Genomic DNA, 18,122 nt, shown 5'->3' with positions numbered 1-18,122 from the left:
CCATATCGTTTTTTCAGCTCGTTATAACAATCCAACCCACTGCCAATAGGTTGCACTAAACAGAATAATAAGCAAATACCCAATCACAGTAAGCGGCACACCGGATTTGATAAATTGTTTTAAAGTAAATGTACCTGTGCCATAAGCGAGCATATTTTGCGGAGCGCTGACCGGCAATAGGAAGCCAAAACTGATCACAAATTGCATAATCAAGACAAGACCTGGACCATTAAAGGCTGCTGGCTCCATTGATCCGACCAGAGCAATAACGATTGGAATAAAAGCAGATGCCAGACTGGTGGCACTTGCAAAGCCCAAGTGAATCAAAATATTAAATAAAGCAAGTACGGCAATCATCGCAACCAGAGGCAGGGAAGACACCCCGAGTATTTCAAAGGAATTAGAAGAAAGCCAGGTTGCTCCCTCTGTTGCTAACAGAACAATCCCTAATGAAATTCCTGTTGCGAATACAATTAATGTGCCCCAAGGTACTTTTCTTTGCACTTCTTTCCAGGAAAAGATACCGATAACAGGTGTCAGCATGATGGCAACTGCAACAATGGTAACTGTAGTAGAATCTAAGGGATGCAAAACACCTTCCGTCGACCAGAATAATAATAACAAGCCGGCGATAATGATTAAGCGCCATTCTTTTCCACTGATTTTCCCGAGCTCCTTCAGCTGGTTCGTTATGCTTACTCCTTCCTTTATTTCCGACATATTTGGTTTAATTAGTTTAACCATAACAATATAAAGTACGATAGACATGATAAATGCCCAAGGAGCAGCGTAGAGAAACCATTCACCCCATGTCACATCTATACCAAAAGCAGATTCCATAAAACCTAAAGCAACCATGTTCTGTGCGGCCGCTGTTTTTATTCCGACGTTCCATATAGAAATAGATTGTACGGCGGTAATCATTAATAATGCTGCAAGCTTACTTTGCTTTGCCAATCCAAATGCAGCTACAATTCCTAATAGGATAGGGACAAGCGTACCTGCACGCGCGGTGGCACTTGGTACAAACAGCGCCAGTACAAAGCTGACAATAATGGTTCCGATCACAAGTGCTCCAGGCTTTGTTCCAACCTTTGACATAATATACAATGCGATGCGTTTATGAAGACCTGTAATCTCCATAGCAGTAGCCAAAACAAGCGCTCCTCCAACAAGCAGCACAGCGGAAGAACTGAATCCTTCTACGGCCATGCTTAACCCCTGACTTGTTCCATATATCGTACCTGGATCTTCGATAGCAGGGGAGATTCCGATAAGAACGGCCAGCAGACTGACTATCATTACCGCACTGACAGGATAGGAAACTGCTTCCGTAACCCATAAAACAACCGCAAATGCTAAGACAGCAAGCGCTCGCTGTCCAACTAGAGGCAATGAATCAGGATTAGGCAGAATTAAAATAATAAGAAGAACTAAAAAAGCTGCAATAAGTGCAATAGCATCTTTCTTTTTCATGAAAACCCCTCCCTTTAGTTACTTTAATTGTAATATAAAACCCTATATTTGTGATTGATTTCACATGTTACAAATAAATGAATTTGTGTATTTATTCACAATTCATTCAAAAAATACATTTCATTTTTATAAACTGGCGCTTAATAGAGCCGCATTTTAAATAACTGTTATCCAATCATATAATCGAAAGCTGATTGACGAAGGATATACATTATATTAATATATTCAATATACGAATATAGAATAAAGAAGAAGGTGACAAAGTGGAGAGAAATTTATTTGTACCAGCTTTACCGAAAACAGAGCTGGATGCAGTCCGTTCCTTAGGAGTCTATATTTTTACGAATATCCAGCTGGCGGATTACGATTTAAACAGCTCCTCAGCGCAGAATCGATGGATAAGGAGTTTATCGGATAACTTATCAGATAACGCTAACAATGATTTGAAATTATTAAGAACTGTTTTTGCGCATGGAGTGATTTTAAGGGATTTCTATATCCAAAAGACCGCGGATTTAACCATGGATTGGGATGCTTTTATCGATTGGTGGAAGCAGCTAGAGGAGTCAGACATGATGGAGCTTCTTATTTATGGAATTAGAGAAACAATGGACTATTACTATAAATACCTGCCTCGTATACCGGTTGTGGAAGAGGCAATGCGGGAAGTTTACCTGGACGAAAGGCAATTACAGGACCCTGATAATCGTAAGAAAGCCGTGAAAGCAGTACTGCTCAGCTGGTCTGTTCCGATGGAAAAAGTAGAAAACAATGCAGCGGATTATGATAGTTTATCCGATATAAAAGAAAGCATTATCCGATTGATAAGGGCATTTTGGGCTGCCGGTTTGAAAAAACAGTGGGAAGAAAAGCAGAAAATGCTAGCAGCATGGGTAAGACAGCAAGAGTCTTTACTGTCAAAATCCTATCGTACCAATGGAGAAGCGATTTTTGCAATCACAGGCTTGTATCCAGATACCGCAGAATTGGAGAACATTAACAGAGCAGAAATGATAACCTTTGTTCCTGTTTGTAATATGGAAAGGCTGCTTTCTTTTATTCAATTTGATAAACATGTTTACCTGATGTTTGACCCGCAGATAGAAACGGCAGGAAATAAAGAAAAGCTGGCAGACTATTATACTGCTTTTGAAGGATTGGGTGACAGGACAAGACTGCAAATCATTGACTTATTAGCTGAAAATAAAGAGATGTTCGCCCAACAGATTATCCAGCAGCTGAACCTGAAGCAAAGCACGGTTTCTCGTCATTTAAATCAGTTGCAGCAATCTGGTCTTGTTATGGTGCATCAGGAAGGAAATACAAAGTATTTTTCACTAAACAGAGATGAACTGAAAAAAGTAGCGGAAAGCCTCCATTCATTTTCCAACATGTAAAGAAGAGGAAAATAAAGATGACAGATTTTCGAATCGAAAAGTTAAATACAATCGTTGTTCCAGTAAAGGATTTAGACAGATCCATTGCATTTTATAAGGATATATTACATTTAGAGCAAGGTTTTACTGATCAAAGTATGGCCTTCATTTCTGCAGGGACTTCAGAGCATGATACAACTATATTATTGCATATCATTGATGAGCCAGAACCGGTAGAAAAAGGAATGGTAATAGAATTTCTGGTCAATGATGTCAGCTCAGCTGTTTCATCTCTAAGAAATCGAAACGTAAAAATTATACAAGACCCGATTGAGCGTCCCTGGGGTGTGAAGGAAGCGGTTATTGCCGATCCGGATGGATATCGAATTTGGATAGTAGAAACCATATATCGGGGTTAAAGAAGGGAGGAATCAAAATGGATATAGCTATTGAGACAGCAGTCACAGAGCATGTCAAATCCATTGCTGCTATTTGCTCCTTTGGCTGGAAACAAACTGTAGAAGGTAAGTTAAGTGAGAAGTACCGGAACAAGCATGCAGAGGAATGGTATAACCACGAACGAGTAAAGGCGGATATAGAACAAGGCTCTTATACCCATGTTGCTATCGTTAATTCAAAGGTGGCAGGCGTTATTGGCGGTGCAATAACGGAGAGCAGAGTCAGCCAAGTTTTTGTATTATATGTAGAGGAAAAATATCGATACAAAGGAATAGGAAGACAATTATTAAATATACTTACAGAAGAACATAAGAAAGCAGGAGCAACAGAGCAATGGGTGTCTGTACAGGATGGAAATCAAAGAGGAATCCCTTTCTATGAAGCAAGAGGATTTCGGAAGCAGGAAAAGAAAAGCGGCGTGACGGATACAGGCGAACCATTTGTTAATCTTCGGTATTCGCGAAGCTTATAATATTAACTTAGTATTAGCTTAAATTTATTTTTTTGAAAATATCGTCTATTTATTATGGTAAAATAAAGATTACCTTGGTTTATAAAGGTTATTAAAATGAATTTCATTAAAGGAGGCGTTCATATGATAAATAATAAAAAGAATGTAATAAGTAAAAAAGGGAGAGCGTTTAACTAGTCCGTTACATCGTGTTTCCCTAAATTGGAAGGGGACTTAAATTGAATCAGGTCTTATTAGTTATTGATGCACAACAGGAATTAATCGAAGGCAATCATGAAAGAAACGCAGTTTTTCAAAAATCACAGCTTATTGCTAATATTAATTTAGTAATTGAAAAAGCAGAAAATGCAGTGGTGCCAAGTGTATTTGTAAGGGATTTAGATGTCGGTGATGGAAAAGGAAGCGGATTTGAAATTCACAAAGACATCTATGTGCCTGCAGAATCAAAAATCTTTGACAAATCTGCTACCAATGCTTTTTATGGAACAGGTCTGTTGGAATACCTAAAGTCACATCAAGTAAAACATATTGTTGTTATGGGCTGTGAAACACAGCATTGCATAGACAGTGCCGTCAGAACAGCAAGCATTAACGGATTGGATGTCACATTAGTTAGAGACGGCCACTCCAGCCTGGGGAACGACTTGCTGAATCCAGAACAAATTATAAAACACCATAACGATACACTTCATGGACATTATAACGTGGACCATTTTTCCATAGTAAGAAATGCAAAGGAAGATTTATTTCACCCTGCACATGATTCATATAGATAATTTGATAGAAAAGCGGCATATACCTGTGCCGCTTTTACTGTTTTGAGAATTATTTCACGAAGCTCACGAGACAAGTATCTGTTAGCAAAAATTTTTGTGAAAACAGTCTTGGATATGTCTTCCATTTATGTTCCATTTGTACTATAATAAAAATGTCATTTTAAAGAATAATTTGTCAAATAGAGGAGGATAAAATGAATAAACAGCGAATTATTATTTTTATGTCATTATTACTATTTATTGCCGGATGCAGTACGTCCGAGGAATCCACTGCATCAGAAACTTCTTCATCTGAATCTTCCGAGGAAAACACGAATTCAGAACAAGCAGAGGAAGAGGAAGCGGAACAATTATCCTCTGGTTCAAGCACCAGTACATATTCATTATCAATGAAGCTGCAGCCTCTATACGCGAATGGAGATTATGAAGAAGCTTTAGAGCTAATCGAGGAATCTCTGGAAGATCACGCTGAAGAGCCTTTCCTTTATAATGATAAGGGTTTTATTCTCATTGAACTTGGACGACCGGAAGAAGCAAGAGAAGCGTTAGAAAAATCAATTGAACTGGATGACAAGATGGAAGCTGCTTACAGCAATCTTGCATATGCGTTAATAGATCTGGGCGAATATGAAGAGGCTATGGAAGCTGCGCAGGAAGCGATTGATTTAAATCCGAATGCACCGGAACAATATGTTGCTATGGGAAATGCACTATCTTTTCTTGATGAAGATGAAGAAGCTCTGACTTATTTTGAAGAAGCTTTAGAAATTGAACCCAAGGCAGATTTCGCTTTATATGGTATGGGAGCCAGCCTGCTCTATTTAGATGAAACAGAAGAAAGTATTGTTTATTTAGAAGAATATTTGAAACAGCATCCGGAAGATGTCGATGCACTGGATATGCTTGTATATGCTTATGAACTTATAGAGGATTATGAAGAAGCGTTGGAATACGCTGACGCCGTATTAGAAGTAGATGATGAAATGCATATCATTTATAATCTGGATTATAAAGGCATCCTTTTAACAAAAAATGGGCAGCTGGATGAAGCAGAAGAACTCTACGAAGAAATGCTAGAGGAGCATCCGTTAGATAAAGGAATTGCTTATTACGGCCTGGCTTTTATCGATATTGAGCGCGGGGAGATAGAAGAAGGCTTGGATCATTTGGAAGAGGCAATGGATGAGGACCCCAGCTTAATTGATTATGCTGTGACAGATCCTTTATTTGAAGATGTTTTAGATAATGAAAGATTTATAGAACTTGCTGAATCCTATGAGGACTCCTATAACGAGCTGTAGTTAAAAAAGCAAAAGATGATTGATAGTTGTAAAACAATCATTTTTTGCTTTTTCGTTTATTGGAAGCATTGCGGAACAGGATGCTTCATCGTCAAATAAGGATATACTTGGTATCCTTTTATCATGAGAGGATAATATATTGAATATTATTGCAAATAGAGAGAGGTTGGTATTTCAACACCCGATCTTTACCTATTCAAAACATTGCATTGGTTAAGTTTTAAGAAGTTTAAGTGGATAGAACGTCAGATATTACAGATTCAACGGGATCTTGAAACTGCGAAGAGCAGGAAGATTTTTTGATATGAGAAGACGGTGAATGAGCGAATAAAGGCTTCTCTTGCCGAGTCAGAAGGAGAAAAAACAGCTTTCTCATAAGTACAGCTTGTATTTCTCCTTGAAAAATTTCTCTGAAAGTTATTTTTCATTTTATAAACTATGTTCCGAAATCTTTTCTCTATTGATTCTCCAAATTCCAAAAGATACACCGGCGATAATAAAGAAAATACTAATCGATTCTCATACGGAGGGGAATGACAATTGATAAATAAAAGAATAAAGCAGTCCAAATAAAGACTCAAAAACAATCATCATCCCTGCCATGGAAACCGTCAGACGGATGGAAGTTTGGTTCCATGCCCATGTTGCCACCCACAAAGCAACGATGCCCAACACGATAATACCAATCAAATATGCAGCGGATGGACTGTTAAAAAAGGAATTAGAGGAGGTATTGGATACCCTTCCTCTCCGGGAAGAAAGTATTCTCCGTCTCCGTTTTGGATTGGATGACGGGAAGTCACGAACGCTGGAAGAACTGGGAAAAGTATTTGGCGTGACCAGAGAGCGTGTCCGTCAGCTTGAAACAAAAGCATTGCGGAAATTAAGGCTTCCAAGACACAGTAAACGTTTAAAAGATTTTCTTGATTAGCGTAGGCGGAAGCGGTATATTTAAAGGATAATTAATACAATCTACCTTCATGTATTTAAGCCCGATAACTTCATTGTGATTCGGGCTTTTTTGGTGGAAAGAATAAAATCCCAATCATTTCATCTGTGAGTTGCTTATTTAGGTCATTGTTCGCTATGATAGTAGAAGATATCTTTGATTAGCAGAATGAAGCTAAAAGTCTAGAATATATTCATTTTAGTGCGCGAATAAAGAGTATTGGCAGGGTTATTCACTGTACGTTAAAATCTACAACACAATTGGGGAATCCATATGCACTTCACACTTGACCGTTCAGCAAAAACACCACTATACAAACAAATCGCAGCATATATTGAAAACGGAATCTCTACGGGTAATTTTTCTCCGGATATGCCGCTTCCTTCAGAACGCCATTTGGCAAAAGAGCTGCAAGTTAATCGCAGCACGGTCGTTGCCGCTTATGATGAGCTGCAATCCATAGGAATTGTTGAAAGAAAGAAAGGAAGCGGTACGCATATTAGTACGGATATATGGGGAATCTCCGATAAAAGAATTCCCAACTGGGGAAGGTATGTGGAGGATGGCTCATTTCTTCCTAATTTGCCGTTAGTTCAAAAAATACGGACGGAGACACAAAATAATGAAATGATCAATATGGCAAGCGGAGAACTGGCGGCGGATCTATTTCCGGCAGAACAATTTTATTCCATTTTTAAAGAGAAGCCTTTTACAGAGCATCTGGGATATGATCACCCTCAGGGCAATGTCCGTTTAAGAGAAACGATTTCTAATCATTTGTATGCGTATAAAGGAATCTCTATTGATGCAGAATCAATCCTGATTACCTCTGGTGCGCAGCAAGCTCTTCACCTTATTGTGCAATGTTTACTGAAGCCTGGTGATGCTGTCGCAATAGAAGATCCATCGTATGCTTACTCATTGCTATTATTTAAATCAGCAGGTTTACGTCCCTTTCTTTTAAAGAGCAGTAAAAATGGGATTGATCCGGATGATATCGTCGAACTGCATAAAAAACATCGTATTCGAATGGTTTTTATCAATCCGGATTTCCAAAATCCAACCGGAGTGCAAATGCCTTTAAGCAGACGGGAAAGAATATTAGAGATTTCTTCGGAGTATGGCATTCCTGTTGTAGAGGATGATCCGTACAGCATTACGGCATTTGATGGAAACGTAGCAGCTTCTTTAAAACGAATGGACGATAACGGAAATGTATTATATATCAGTTCTTTATCCAAAATCGTTGCATCTGGATTACGAATCGGCTGGATCGTTGGACCGAAAAAAGTTATTCAACGCTTAGCTGATGCAAAACAGCAGATTGATTTTGGACATAGTATTTTTCCGCAATGGGTTGCAAATGAGTTTATCGGATCTCCGCAATTCGATGAACATATTCATAAAATCAGGAAGCAGCTGGAAGTACGGAGAAAGCAATTATCCAAAGCACTGATTCATTTTTTAGGCGATCAGGCAGAATTCCTGGAACCAGATGGCGGGATTCATTTATGGTGCAAGCTGAAAGATCCGGTGGATGAATTTCAATTGCTGGATGAATCATTGAAGAGAGGAGTTGCTTTTGTTCCAGGCTCTATTTTTGGTGAGAGCAAAGGATTTGTTCGTTTTACGTATGGCAGGAGTACGCCCACAGATATTTGGGAAGGAATATCCAGATTTTCGAAAGCTCTTCAGCATTTGCGCGGAAAATAAAAAAGCGATAAAAATCTGTCTGCTCGTAAAGTGGATGGGGGATTTTTATGCGAATTGGATGGTATCATTTTTGGGATATCCAGTACAATAAAACTAGGTTAGGATAAAATCAGCAAGCTGTGTAACCTTATATCAAAATTAGAAAGTGATAGTTTATCAGGGAGATGGAATTCGAAAATGACATGGACATTTATATTAATTACGCTGGCAGGAATTATATTGAAATTTTTAACCAGCCCGCCAAGCGCTTTGGTAGGATGGGTTTTAAATAAATTTGAACTGCATCCTAAAATTGATGCAGGAAACAGTACGATAACCATCGACGGAGCACCGCTTGATGGAGATGAAAAAAGGAGATTTATAGATTCTTTCAATGAAGCTCAATTTTTATATAAGAATCATATCTTTCCAGGGAAGGAAGCTTTGTTTCTTCATCCTGAAACAAAGATGCCCCCATATATTATTCATTTTAAAAAGAAAAATAAAGAAATGACCTTCCATGTTTTCGGATATGAAAATCGGGTAGATGTCGTGAAACAATGGAAGAAAAAGACCGCTTCCTATACGCTGGATTCAGATTATCTGCAACAGGCTGCTTTAACAAATAATCAGCTGCATAATGCCTGAAGTTATTGTTATGCGGCTGCGTTGACTATTTTATAAAGGTGGGGAAAGGGAGATGTTGAATACCCTTATCATACTGGTGATTATCGTATGTGTTCTTGCATTAATCGGAACACTTTTTGTCACAAAAAAGCTGGACGATACTTACGAACGAAAGAAGAGTTTTTCAAGTCTTACTTATATTTATTTTCTTGGACTGCCCGCGATTATTTTGGTTTCTGTTCTTATATGGGTTTTCATTTAAGACTGGGTTCAAATGGAATAGGTGTAACAATAGAACTTTCTAGGAAATAGGAAGTTCTATTGTTATTTAAAGGGCATTTTCAATTATTCTGATGTTGGAAATTCGATTGATTAAAAAATGCTTTTCTTACATAGATTGTATAAGCTAGCATAGCCAGAGAAGGAAGCATATTAACTATATATGGCAGGTGAGTTTGATTGTTTACGAGCAGAGAGCTAATCATTCCAAAATAGACTAAATAAGCTACCATTGTCCAAAAGCCCCATTTTTCAATTGGATATAACCATAGACCATTACTAATGAAAATAAAGCTACTATTGCTCTCATTAATTGCTCAGGTATATTCGGTAATGCAAAACGTTTCGCTATACTGCGCATGGAATCGGTATCCGCATCATAAAAAATAGCAGAAAATAATAAAAGCATTGAACTAAAAGCAAATATATAACTTATTATTATAACTCCCCACGGTCTTTTCAAACGTTGTGACACCTCCCATACTTTATTTTTTTAATAAGTATAATTGCTTGTTTTTAACTTTTCTTCTAATTGCAGTCTCTATCCGCTGATGCTGACAGGAAAAGAGTACAGACTTATAGAAAATTTACCCTCTTCATCGATTCTTTACACTAAAATAACAAATTCCTTTCATTAATTATTTGCTTATATTCGTTCTTGTTCGCTATCATAAAGGTATAAACTGGATGAAAGCGAGAGGAACGACTATGCGTAAATTAAATATTGCTAATTTGGATACACCCATTAAAAAGCTGGAAAAACTCAGTAATGAACTTGGGAAAAATATTTATATCAAACGAGATGATTTTACAGGAGTGGAAGTCTCGGGAAACAAAATAAGAAAGCTGGAATACCTTATTGCCTATGCATTGGATAATAAATATGACACAATCATTACTACAGGAGCCTGCCAATCAAACCATGCCAGAGCGACAGCCGCGATTTGTGCCATGATGGATTTAGAATGCCATCTGGTGCTTAGAGGCGAAGCGAAAGAATATGAAGGAAACCTGTTTCTTGACGATATGCTTGGAGCGAATGTAAATATTATTCCGCCGGATGCATCCCGAGAAGATGCGATGGAGGAGAAGAAGCAGGAGTTAGAAGAACAAGGGAAAAAGGTATTGATTATTCCGGTAGGTGCTTCAAATGCCATCGGGTCTTACGGTTATATTAATTGTTATAATGAAATCATGAAGCAGGAAGTAGAGATGGGTGTTCATTTTGATTCTATCAACCTTGCAATTGGTTCTGGCGGAACATATGCAGGGCTATGGTTTGCAAATGAGGGGGCAGATACCAGAAAGAAAATCATTGGCTATTCTGTTGACCAAATAGCAGAAGTGTTCAAAGAAGATGTGATGGAAATAGTAAATGATTTGGAAAACATCAGCCATCATTTTGATTCTATTACTATTAATGATAACTATATTGGACTTGGCTACGGTCAGGCAACTGATGAAGAACTGGCATTTTATTTGGATATTGCTAAAAATGAGGGAATGATTCTTGACCCTGTTTATACAGGGAAGGCTTTTAAAGGGTTAGTGACTGAAATTAAAAACGGAAACTATGCTGACCAGGAAAATATCCTTTTTATTCATACCGGCGGACAGCAAGGCTATACGAAAGAGATGAGAGAAAGAGTGAAGGATATTTTAAGAAAGAATGATGGAGAATAATTTTTGTTAAATGATAATGCAAGCATTAACTAAAAGGCAAAGGGTCAGTGTGAAAACAGCGTCTCTTTGCCTTTTGGCATAAGTGCTGCTTGTTGTACAACCATAGTAGGTTGCTGAATTCGCAAGCAAAATATAAAACAGATCTTGAAGATAGGGGGGACGAAGAAAGTGAGAAGCTGGAAAGAAAGTAAAAACTGCATTTTCATAAAAGCACCGGAGCCGTTTAATTTTAAAGTGAATGTAGACTATTTCCTGAGGGATCCAAATGAATGCATGTATGAAATAGAGGAGAATACGATTACCCGTGTGATTGAAATAAATCATCTGCGTACATTGATACAGATAAGTGAAGCAGGAAGTGACTATCTGGCTGTTGAGTGTTTAGCCGGTACAAAACCGGAATCATTTGAAGATAAAGAGACCATCGTAAATTATATTTGTGAATGGTTTGACTTTGACACCGACCTGCTGCCTTTTTATGAAATGGGTCGCCGGGATTTGTTACTGCAACCAGTCATTGAAAGATTTTACGGACTTCGGATTATGGGTTTAAATGATTTATTTGAGGCCTTATGCTGGGGGATATTAGGCCAGCAGATTAACCTGAAGTTTGCGTACACATTAAAACGTCAATTTGTTGAAAAATTTGGAGAACATTTGGATTATAATGGAAAAAATTATTGGATTTTCCCTTTGTATGAAAAAATTTCTAAATTAACTGCGGAAGATATGGCTGATATTAAAATGACAAAAAGGAAAAGGGAATATATTATTGGTGTAGCAAAGTTAATGGCAAATGGAGATTTATCAAAAGAAAACTTATTACATGTAGATGATTTGAAGCAAGCGGAAAAAGAATTGATCCGTATTCGCGGGATTGGTACATGGACAGCGAATTACGTATTGATGCGCTGTCTTCGGTATCCGGACGCTTTTCCTATTGATGATGTGGGATTAATCAATGCCATCCAATTTGTAAAGGGAATGGAACGAAAGCCGACAAAAGCTGAGATTAGAGAATTATCGGCAGCATGGTCAACCTGGGAAGCGTATGCTACGTTTTATCTGTGGAGAATGCTGTATTGAACGGCCGATTGGAATGCTAGATGGTTCTTCCTTTTTTCTTAACATCTGCGTCTAAACCTGCTCCAATCGCTACACCAACAGCTAAGCCAATTGGCAAACCTAATGCAAGGCTATCGAATAAGAGTCCAAAAACTAGTCCTAAGCTGAGACCACAGGACATATAGATACTGAGATAATAGTCTTTCGCAACTAGTTTGTGTTTTTTCATGAGGTGTGTACGGATGTTATTTAATATTTGGTGATGGTTTTTAAAATCATTTTTTGTCAGCTGATCTGACTTGTCTAAAAGCTGGGCTATATGACCTTCTAAATCAACAAAATATTGGTTACATGCTTCACAGCTGGAAGAAAGCTCAACCAATCTTTGAATCATTCGATGACAGTTATCCAAATCAAGCTTTTTGGAAACTTTTTCTTCTAAACTATTTTTTAAATCTTCTATACTGGCGTTAAGTTTGTCAGCAGCTTGGGGACTTATCATCATGGTTGACCTCCTTGTATGTCCGGATAAGAAATGATTAGATATTTTCAATATGTAAAAAAGCTTAGTTTATATAATTATATTCAAATGGCACAAGCGATGCAAATTTCATTTAAAATGAAGACTAATATAAAAAGTTAAGTATATCATTTAAAAACTCGATTTAAATATACAACTGTGACTTGATTGTTCTTTATATCAATTGAGAAAGATTTTAGCAGGAAATTTAGTCCGATTTGTCGAAAGGAGGATATAGGCATTACTAAAAATTATTAAAATAGCAACCTGTCTTGATATAAAAGTGAGGGAGGAATTCAAAATGTATGAAAAAATAGTAGAAGCAGCAAATCGCCTAGAAGGAATTGCACATAAAACCCCAGTCCATACGTCAACATTATTGAATGAATTAACCGGAAACCAAATGTTTCTCAAGTGTGAAAATTTCCAGCGGATGGGAGCATTTAAATTTCGGGGTGCTTATAATGCGATAAGCTCTCTGCCGAAAGCGTCCCAAAATAAAGGAGTAATCGCTTATTCTTCCGGAAATCATGCAATGGCTACGGCTTTAACCTGCAAAATACTTGGTATCCCTGCGACAGTAGTCATGCCGGATGATGCGCCGCAAGTCAAAGCAGCAGCTGTGAAAGACTATGGTGCAACGATTATAAGATATAACCGCAAGACGGAATCCCGAGAGGAAAAAGCGCAGGATTTAATAGATGAATTTGGTTATACATTAATTCCTCCTTTCAATGCGGAGCCAATTGTAGCCGGACAAGGCACCGTTGCAAAAGAATTGATTGAAGAAGTCGGGGAGCTTGACTATCTGCTCGTTCCTTGTGGAGGCGGCGGGTTGATAAGCGGATGTGCCATTGCTGCAAAACAGCTGTCGCCTCAATGCAAGGTGATTGGAGTGGAGCCTGTGGTATCCAATGATGCGACGAAATCATTTAAGGCAGGAGAATTGCAGACGATTGAAGCTCCAAACTCGATAGCTGACGGTTTAAATACACCTTCGTTAGGAAAAATTACTTTTTCTTTCATTCAAAAGCATGTAGATGATTTTATCACGGTTTCTGAAGAAGAGATAAAAGCTGCTATGTACTTCCTATGGACGCGATTAAAACTTGTTGTGGAGCCATCTGGAGCAGTCGCTTTAGCAGCATATCAAAAGCTTTCTGTTAAAAACAAAAGAGCAGGTGTCGTATTAAGCGGCGGAAATGTGGATGTAAGAAAAGCCGGGGATTTGTTTAAGGATATAACAGATTGATTTGATGAGGGAGTTTGCATAATGATTGATGCACATATTCATTTAGATTGGTACCAGCCTGACGAGCAGGAACAGTTAATTCAAACGCTTCAAGCAGATGGGATGATAGCCGTTTCAAGTGATTTTGAGAGCTGTCAAAAGGTATGGTGGTTAGCACAGAAATATCCGTTTGTTTATCCTGCTTTCGGCTGGCATCCGGAACAAGCATTGCCGCCTGATCAAGAAATCAATCGTATCTTTCAGGAGATTGAACAAAAATTCGAAAAAATCGTGGCTATTGGAGAAGTAGGGCTTCCGTATTATACCAAACGTAATGATGACTCGCTGGATATTGCACCTTATCATGCCATATTAGAGCGGTTTGTACAGGCTGCAAAAAAGTATAATCTGCCAATCGTATTACATGCTGTTTATGAAGATGCCTCTGTTGTCTGTGATATGCTTGAAAAATATCAACTGGAACAAGCCCATTTTCATTGGTTTAAAGGGGATAAAGCTACGATTAACCGTATGATAGATAATCGATATATGATTTCTATCACGCCTGATTGCTGGTATGAAGAGGAGATTCAGTCTTTAATCAAACAATATCCGTTAGAACTTATTATGGCAGAAACAGATGGGCCATGGCCGTTTAAAGAGCTTTTTCAAAATCAGATGACACATCCAAATATGATTATCGATGTGATAAAGAAAATAGCTGAGGTAAAACAGCTGCCTTTTGATAAAGTTCGACAACAGCTGACGAATAATACGTATCAGTTTTATCATTTAGAACGGTTTAATAAATAAACTGTAAAGGGATTAATATCCATTCAGGTTTTGTGAAAAGAAATGGAATGATAGCCCGGACTCTAAAGGGAAGTACGTTAATTAATTTCAAAATAAGGGAATAAGATAGTGAAAGAGGATGCTTTTTTATAAGGGATTAAAAATAACATCCTAAAAAAATCCTGACTTGATAAGTTAGCATTCCTGATTGGATTCAAATTAAAAGGGTGAAAACCATATCTAAAAAAAGCATATATTTGAATTTATAATGGGAATTATTTATCTTATTGTTTACGGTATTGTGCCTATCATTTGGGGATCTATTATGTACTCTGGTACGGGTGAACCATTATTCCTTGTGCTTCCATTAATCGGGGTTGCAGCTATTATGATAGCGATTGTAAAACTAAAAAGTTCTAAACGTAAAATGAAAGATTCGTAATATTCCCCCTGAGCAGCTCATTACAGATTGTAATTTAAAAGGAAGTCCAAAAAACGTAATCGAAGGTAAAAGTGTCACCTAGATACACTTTTACCTTTTCATCCGTTGATTTTAGCTGAAATAGTCTTCTAATCCGGCAATAATACCTTCTGCTGCATGATTTTGATAATTATCCGTTTGAATTGTCTGCTGTTCCTCTGAATTGCTGATAAAACCAAGCTCAATTAAAATCGCAGTTTGCTGATTCTCTCTTAGTACTTGGAAATCTGCTTGTTTAGCTCCACGATTGTCGAGATGAACATGACTCATCAATGACGTTTGTACATACTCAGCAAGCATCTGGCTTTCGCTTTCATTCTTGTAAAAGGTTTCCACTCCATGCGCAGCCTGGTCTTCCGACGCATTATAATGCAGGCTGATAAATGCATCTGGATTGGCAGAATTACTTATGTTGACCCGTTCTCCCAATGAGAGATACGTATCATCTTCTCTGGTAAACGTAACAGAAGCTCCTTGATGGCGTAATTGTTCTCCTAATTTTTTTGCTGTGGTTAAAGCTAATGTTTTTTCATGTGCTTCGGATCCCACTGCACCGGGATCTTTCCCGCCGTGACCTGGATCAATCACAAATTGACGGCCGGCAAGCGGATTTTCAGTGCTTTGTTCCGCTTGAACTTCTTTTGTTTCGCCATTTTCCTTTTCGCTTTCACCGTCTTTTGGCTCAGATGTTGCTTCTGACGCTTCATTTTCGGTTTCTTCTACTGTTTCTAATGATTCTGTTTTTTCATTTTCTTCTGATGTGTCACTATTTCCATTTGATTCGTCATCTTTATCAAGTAAATATAAAGTGATCCATACTTCTTCATCATGATAATATGTTTTGCCCCAGCCGTACAATTCTTCAAAAATAGTAACCTTCTCACCATGATTCATCTGCGTAACGACAGCTGCATTCTTATCAGGCGCATTGCGTACATTTACTGCTGGTGCTTGAATTCGGTACAGTTGTCCGTTTTCTGCTGGTTCGGCAGTTTCTGTATTTGTTTCTGCTGCAGCAGCTGCTGTTTCAGCTTGATTATCTTCTGTATCGGATTGTTCGTTTTCTGGCTCTGTCTGTATCTCATCCACTGCTGATAGGTGATGTAACGCGACCCAAGCTTGTTCGCCGTTATAAAATGTTTTGCCCCAGCCATTGGATTCTTCAAAAATAGTAACCTTATAGTCTTTTTTTAATTCACTTAGAAGGACTGTATCCTGAGCAGGCGCATCCATTAACTCTGTTGTTTCCGTATCAACTTTGTACAATGTCCCATTATCTGCATGTACTGTTGGTATAAAAATGAATAGGCAAATAAGAAAAGCAATGCCTATCATTAGGTTGTACTTCATATTGGAAATACCTCCAATTAATAGTTTGTTATATTGACAGGCTCTCCAATAAATTTCATAGATATACCTTTTATTCAAAATTATTAGATTGGAAGTTTGCGGGTACAGGTTAATATGAAAACTGTTTCCTGGATGAAGCTGCGTTTTATCAGTGTTAACACATTGGGGCATCGCAGAGCAGATGCGTTGATTGCAGTCTATTAAAAATGGGTGTCTTGACAATAGGATGTACATTGCCATAACATATATATATTGTGCAAAATTATTCCTCCTCCTTTCCTGTAAAGGGGGTGGAAAGTAGAAAAGAAGGTATTAGATGGAGAAAAATAGAGCAAGAACAAATAGTCTGACTGAGGAAGCATCCTCTAATAAGAGAATGCTATATTTGATTGCTATCATGGTGATTGGTTTTAACCTGAGGCCGGCAATTACTTCCGTTGGACCGTTGTTAGGGACCATTCGTGATCAGATTGGACTGGAAAACTGGAGTGCGGGGACGATTACCAGTTTACCGCTTATCGCATTTGCCATAGTATCGCCGCTTGCGCCAAAGCTTGGCCGGAAGCTGGGGAATGAAGGAGCGGTCTTGCTTGGCCTGATCCTGCTGTTCGCCGGAATAGGCACCCGGTCCATTCCATATACACCGACATTATTTATCGGAACAGCTATTATCGGGGTTGGCATCGCAGTAATGAATGTGCTGCTGCCGGCAGTCATCAAGGAAAAATTCCCGCATAAAGTCGGTCAAATGACGAGTGTCTATTCCACATCGATGGCAATATTCGCGGCCACGGCTTCTGGACTTTCAGTTCCGCTTGCAAAAGGAGCAGGCTTAGGATGGGAATTGGCTTTATTATCGTGGGCTGTGCTGGCTCTTGTCGGAATCATTGTTTGGATTTTTGTTATCAGCCGGAACCCTGCGCCTAAAGAAGAACAAGTGGAGTTAAGCAATAAGCCTTTTAATGACAGCAACCTGTGGAAATCCCCATTGGCTTGGCAGGTTACGTTATTTATGGGTCTGCAATCTTTTATATTTTATGTAATGGTATCGTGGCTGCCAGAAATCATGCAAAGCTTTGGATTTTCCGTATCTGCTGCCGGCTGGCTGATAGCTTATGTGCAGTTTGTCGGATTGCCGTCTACTTTTCTGGCACCGGTGCTGGCAGAGAAATTCTCTAACCAGCAGGGGATCGTACTGGGAATCAGCGGCGGTGCAGCAGTTGGATTTATCGGACTGCTAATCGGGGGACCGCTTCCGCTGATTTTCATCTGGGTAACACTGATTGGAGTTACTTTTGGAGGGGCCATCAGCCTGTCACTTGCTATGCTTGGCATGCGCGCACGTAATGGACGTCAGGCTGGAGCGCTGTCTGGGATGGCGCAATCCGTCGGTTATATTTTTGCTGCCATTGGACCGTTATTTATCGGGCTTCTATTTGATATTACGCAGGCCTGGTCTGCGCCGATTATTGCTATCATCGTTGTTTGCTTGTTAATGATGGTTGCAGGATTAGGTGCTGGCAGGAATAAGTTTGTGTAACGATCTGCCCTTTGATAATTAATAAGAATGTTTGATAAAAATCCTGCTACGAG

At 38.6% G+C, this 18,122-nt stretch carries 16 protein-coding genes and 1 pseudogene; 13 read left to right on the top strand and 4 right to left on the bottom strand.

Annotated elements, in window-relative coordinates:
• Positions 1-21 precede the first annotated feature (21 nt).
• Positions 22-1,476: a DASS family sodium-coupled anion symporter gene (locus ACFO3P_RS15785; RefSeq protein WP_042533951.1), complete on the bottom strand. Its 1,455-nt coding sequence runs from the start codon at positions 1,474-1,476 to the stop codon at positions 22-24.
• Positions 1,477-1,739: 263 nt separating this feature from the next.
• Here ACFO3P_RS15785 and ACFO3P_RS15780 point away from each other — a divergent pair, with 263 nt between their 5' ends.
• The 8 genes and pseudogenes from ACFO3P_RS15780 (at position 1,740) to ACFO3P_RS15745 (ending at position 9,149) form a co-directional block, all read left to right on the top strand.
• Positions 1,740-2,873, top strand: coding sequence for an ArsR/SmtB family transcription factor (locus ACFO3P_RS15780; protein ID WP_289585256.1), 1,134 nt, complete (start codon positions 1,740-1,742; stop codon positions 2,871-2,873).
• Between the two features lie 17 nt (positions 2,874-2,890).
• Positions 2,891-3,271: a VOC family protein gene (locus ACFO3P_RS15775; RefSeq protein ID WP_193062106.1), complete on the top strand. Its 381-nt coding sequence runs from the start codon at positions 2,891-2,893 to the stop codon at positions 3,269-3,271.
• Positions 3,272-3,288: 17 nt separating this feature from the next.
• Positions 3,289-3,783: a GNAT family N-acetyltransferase gene (locus tag ACFO3P_RS15770; protein ID WP_212928205.1), complete on the top strand. Its 495-nt coding sequence runs from the start codon at positions 3,289-3,291 to the stop codon at positions 3,781-3,783.
• 218 nt (positions 3,784-4,001) lie between these two features.
• Positions 4,002-4,559 carry an isochorismatase family protein gene (locus tag ACFO3P_RS15765; RefSeq protein WP_289585255.1) on the top strand — a complete coding sequence of 186 codons (558 nt, stop codon included), beginning with the start codon at positions 4,002-4,004 and terminating at the stop codon, positions 4,557-4,559.
• Positions 4,560-4,753: 194 nt separating this feature from the next.
• Positions 4,754-5,860 carry a tetratricopeptide repeat protein gene (locus ACFO3P_RS15760; RefSeq protein ID WP_256706248.1) on the top strand — a complete coding sequence of 369 codons (1,107 nt, stop codon included), beginning with the start codon at positions 4,754-4,756 and terminating at the stop codon, positions 5,858-5,860.
• 694 nt (positions 5,861-6,554) lie between these two features.
• Positions 6,555-6,791, top strand: a pseudogene (locus tag ACFO3P_RS15755) (sigma-70 family RNA polymerase sigma factor); the annotation flags it as partial.
• A gap of 291 nt (positions 6,792-7,082) precedes the next feature.
• On the top strand, positions 7,083-8,522 hold the full coding sequence (gene pdxR, locus ACFO3P_RS15750) for a MocR-like pyridoxine biosynthesis transcription factor PdxR (RefSeq protein ID WP_289585254.1): 1,440 nt from the start codon (positions 7,083-7,085) through the stop codon (positions 8,520-8,522).
• Positions 8,523-8,699: 177 nt separating this feature from the next.
• Positions 8,700-9,149 carry a YfmQ family protein gene (locus tag ACFO3P_RS15745; protein WP_289585253.1) on the top strand — a complete coding sequence of 150 codons (450 nt, stop codon included), beginning with the start codon at positions 8,700-8,702 and terminating at the stop codon, positions 9,147-9,149.
• 484 nt (positions 9,150-9,633) lie between these two features.
• On the opposite strand, the gene ACFO3P_RS15740 is transcribed toward ACFO3P_RS15745, so the two are convergent.
• The gene (locus tag ACFO3P_RS15740; protein ID WP_289585252.1) at positions 9,634-9,870 is read right to left on the bottom strand and encodes a hypothetical protein; all 237 of its coding nucleotides are present in this window, start codon (positions 9,868-9,870) and stop codon (positions 9,634-9,636) included.
• Between the two features lie 245 nt (positions 9,871-10,115).
• Between ACFO3P_RS15740 and ACFO3P_RS15735 the strand changes: the two genes are divergently transcribed.
• Positions 10,116-11,090 carry a D-cysteine desulfhydrase family protein gene (locus ACFO3P_RS15735; protein WP_289585251.1) on the top strand — a complete coding sequence of 325 codons (975 nt, stop codon included), beginning with the start codon at positions 10,116-10,118 and terminating at the stop codon, positions 11,088-11,090.
• Positions 11,091-11,258: 168 nt separating this feature from the next.
• Positions 11,259-12,176, top strand: coding sequence for a DNA-3-methyladenine glycosylase family protein (locus ACFO3P_RS15730; protein ID WP_289585250.1), 918 nt, complete (start codon positions 11,259-11,261; stop codon positions 12,174-12,176).
• Between the two features lie 16 nt (positions 12,177-12,192).
• Here ACFO3P_RS15730 and ACFO3P_RS15725 read toward each other — a convergent pair whose 3' ends face one another.
• Positions 12,193-12,660 (bottom strand): glycine zipper domain-containing protein, encoded by a 468-nt coding sequence (locus tag ACFO3P_RS15725; protein ID WP_226894679.1) that lies wholly within the window; start codon positions 12,658-12,660, stop codon positions 12,193-12,195.
• 316 nt (positions 12,661-12,976) lie between these two features.
• Between ACFO3P_RS15725 and ACFO3P_RS15720 the strand changes: the two genes are divergently transcribed.
• Positions 12,977-13,927, top strand: a complete 951-nt coding sequence (locus tag ACFO3P_RS15720) for a threo-3-hydroxy-L-aspartate ammonia-lyase (RefSeq protein ID WP_042533969.1) — start codon at positions 12,977-12,979, stop codon at positions 13,925-13,927.
• A gap of 21 nt (positions 13,928-13,948) precedes the next feature.
• A complete protein-coding gene (locus tag ACFO3P_RS15715) occupies positions 13,949-14,719 on the top strand; it encodes a TatD family hydrolase (protein WP_042533971.1) in 771 nt (256 codons plus the stop codon).
• A 532-nt stretch (positions 14,720-15,251) separates the two neighbouring features.
• On the opposite strand, the gene ACFO3P_RS15710 is transcribed toward ACFO3P_RS15715, so the two are convergent.
• Positions 15,252-16,529, bottom strand: coding sequence for an N-acetylmuramoyl-L-alanine amidase (locus ACFO3P_RS15710; RefSeq protein WP_052485062.1), 1,278 nt, complete (start codon positions 16,527-16,529; stop codon positions 15,252-15,254).
• A gap of 316 nt (positions 16,530-16,845) precedes the next feature.
• Here ACFO3P_RS15710 and ACFO3P_RS15705 point away from each other — a divergent pair, with 316 nt between their 5' ends.
• A complete protein-coding gene (locus ACFO3P_RS15705) occupies positions 16,846-18,069 on the top strand; it encodes a CynX/NimT family MFS transporter (RefSeq protein WP_084612967.1) in 1,224 nt (407 codons plus the stop codon).
• Positions 18,070-18,122: the final 53 nt, after the last annotated feature.

Source organism: Oceanobacillus aidingensis (genome assembly GCF_042654105.1).
GTDB classification, from domain to species: domain Bacteria; phylum Bacillota; class Bacilli; order Bacillales; family Amphibacillaceae; genus Oceanobacillus; species Oceanobacillus oncorhynchi.
This window is presented reverse-complemented; position numbering and strand designations above follow the sequence as displayed.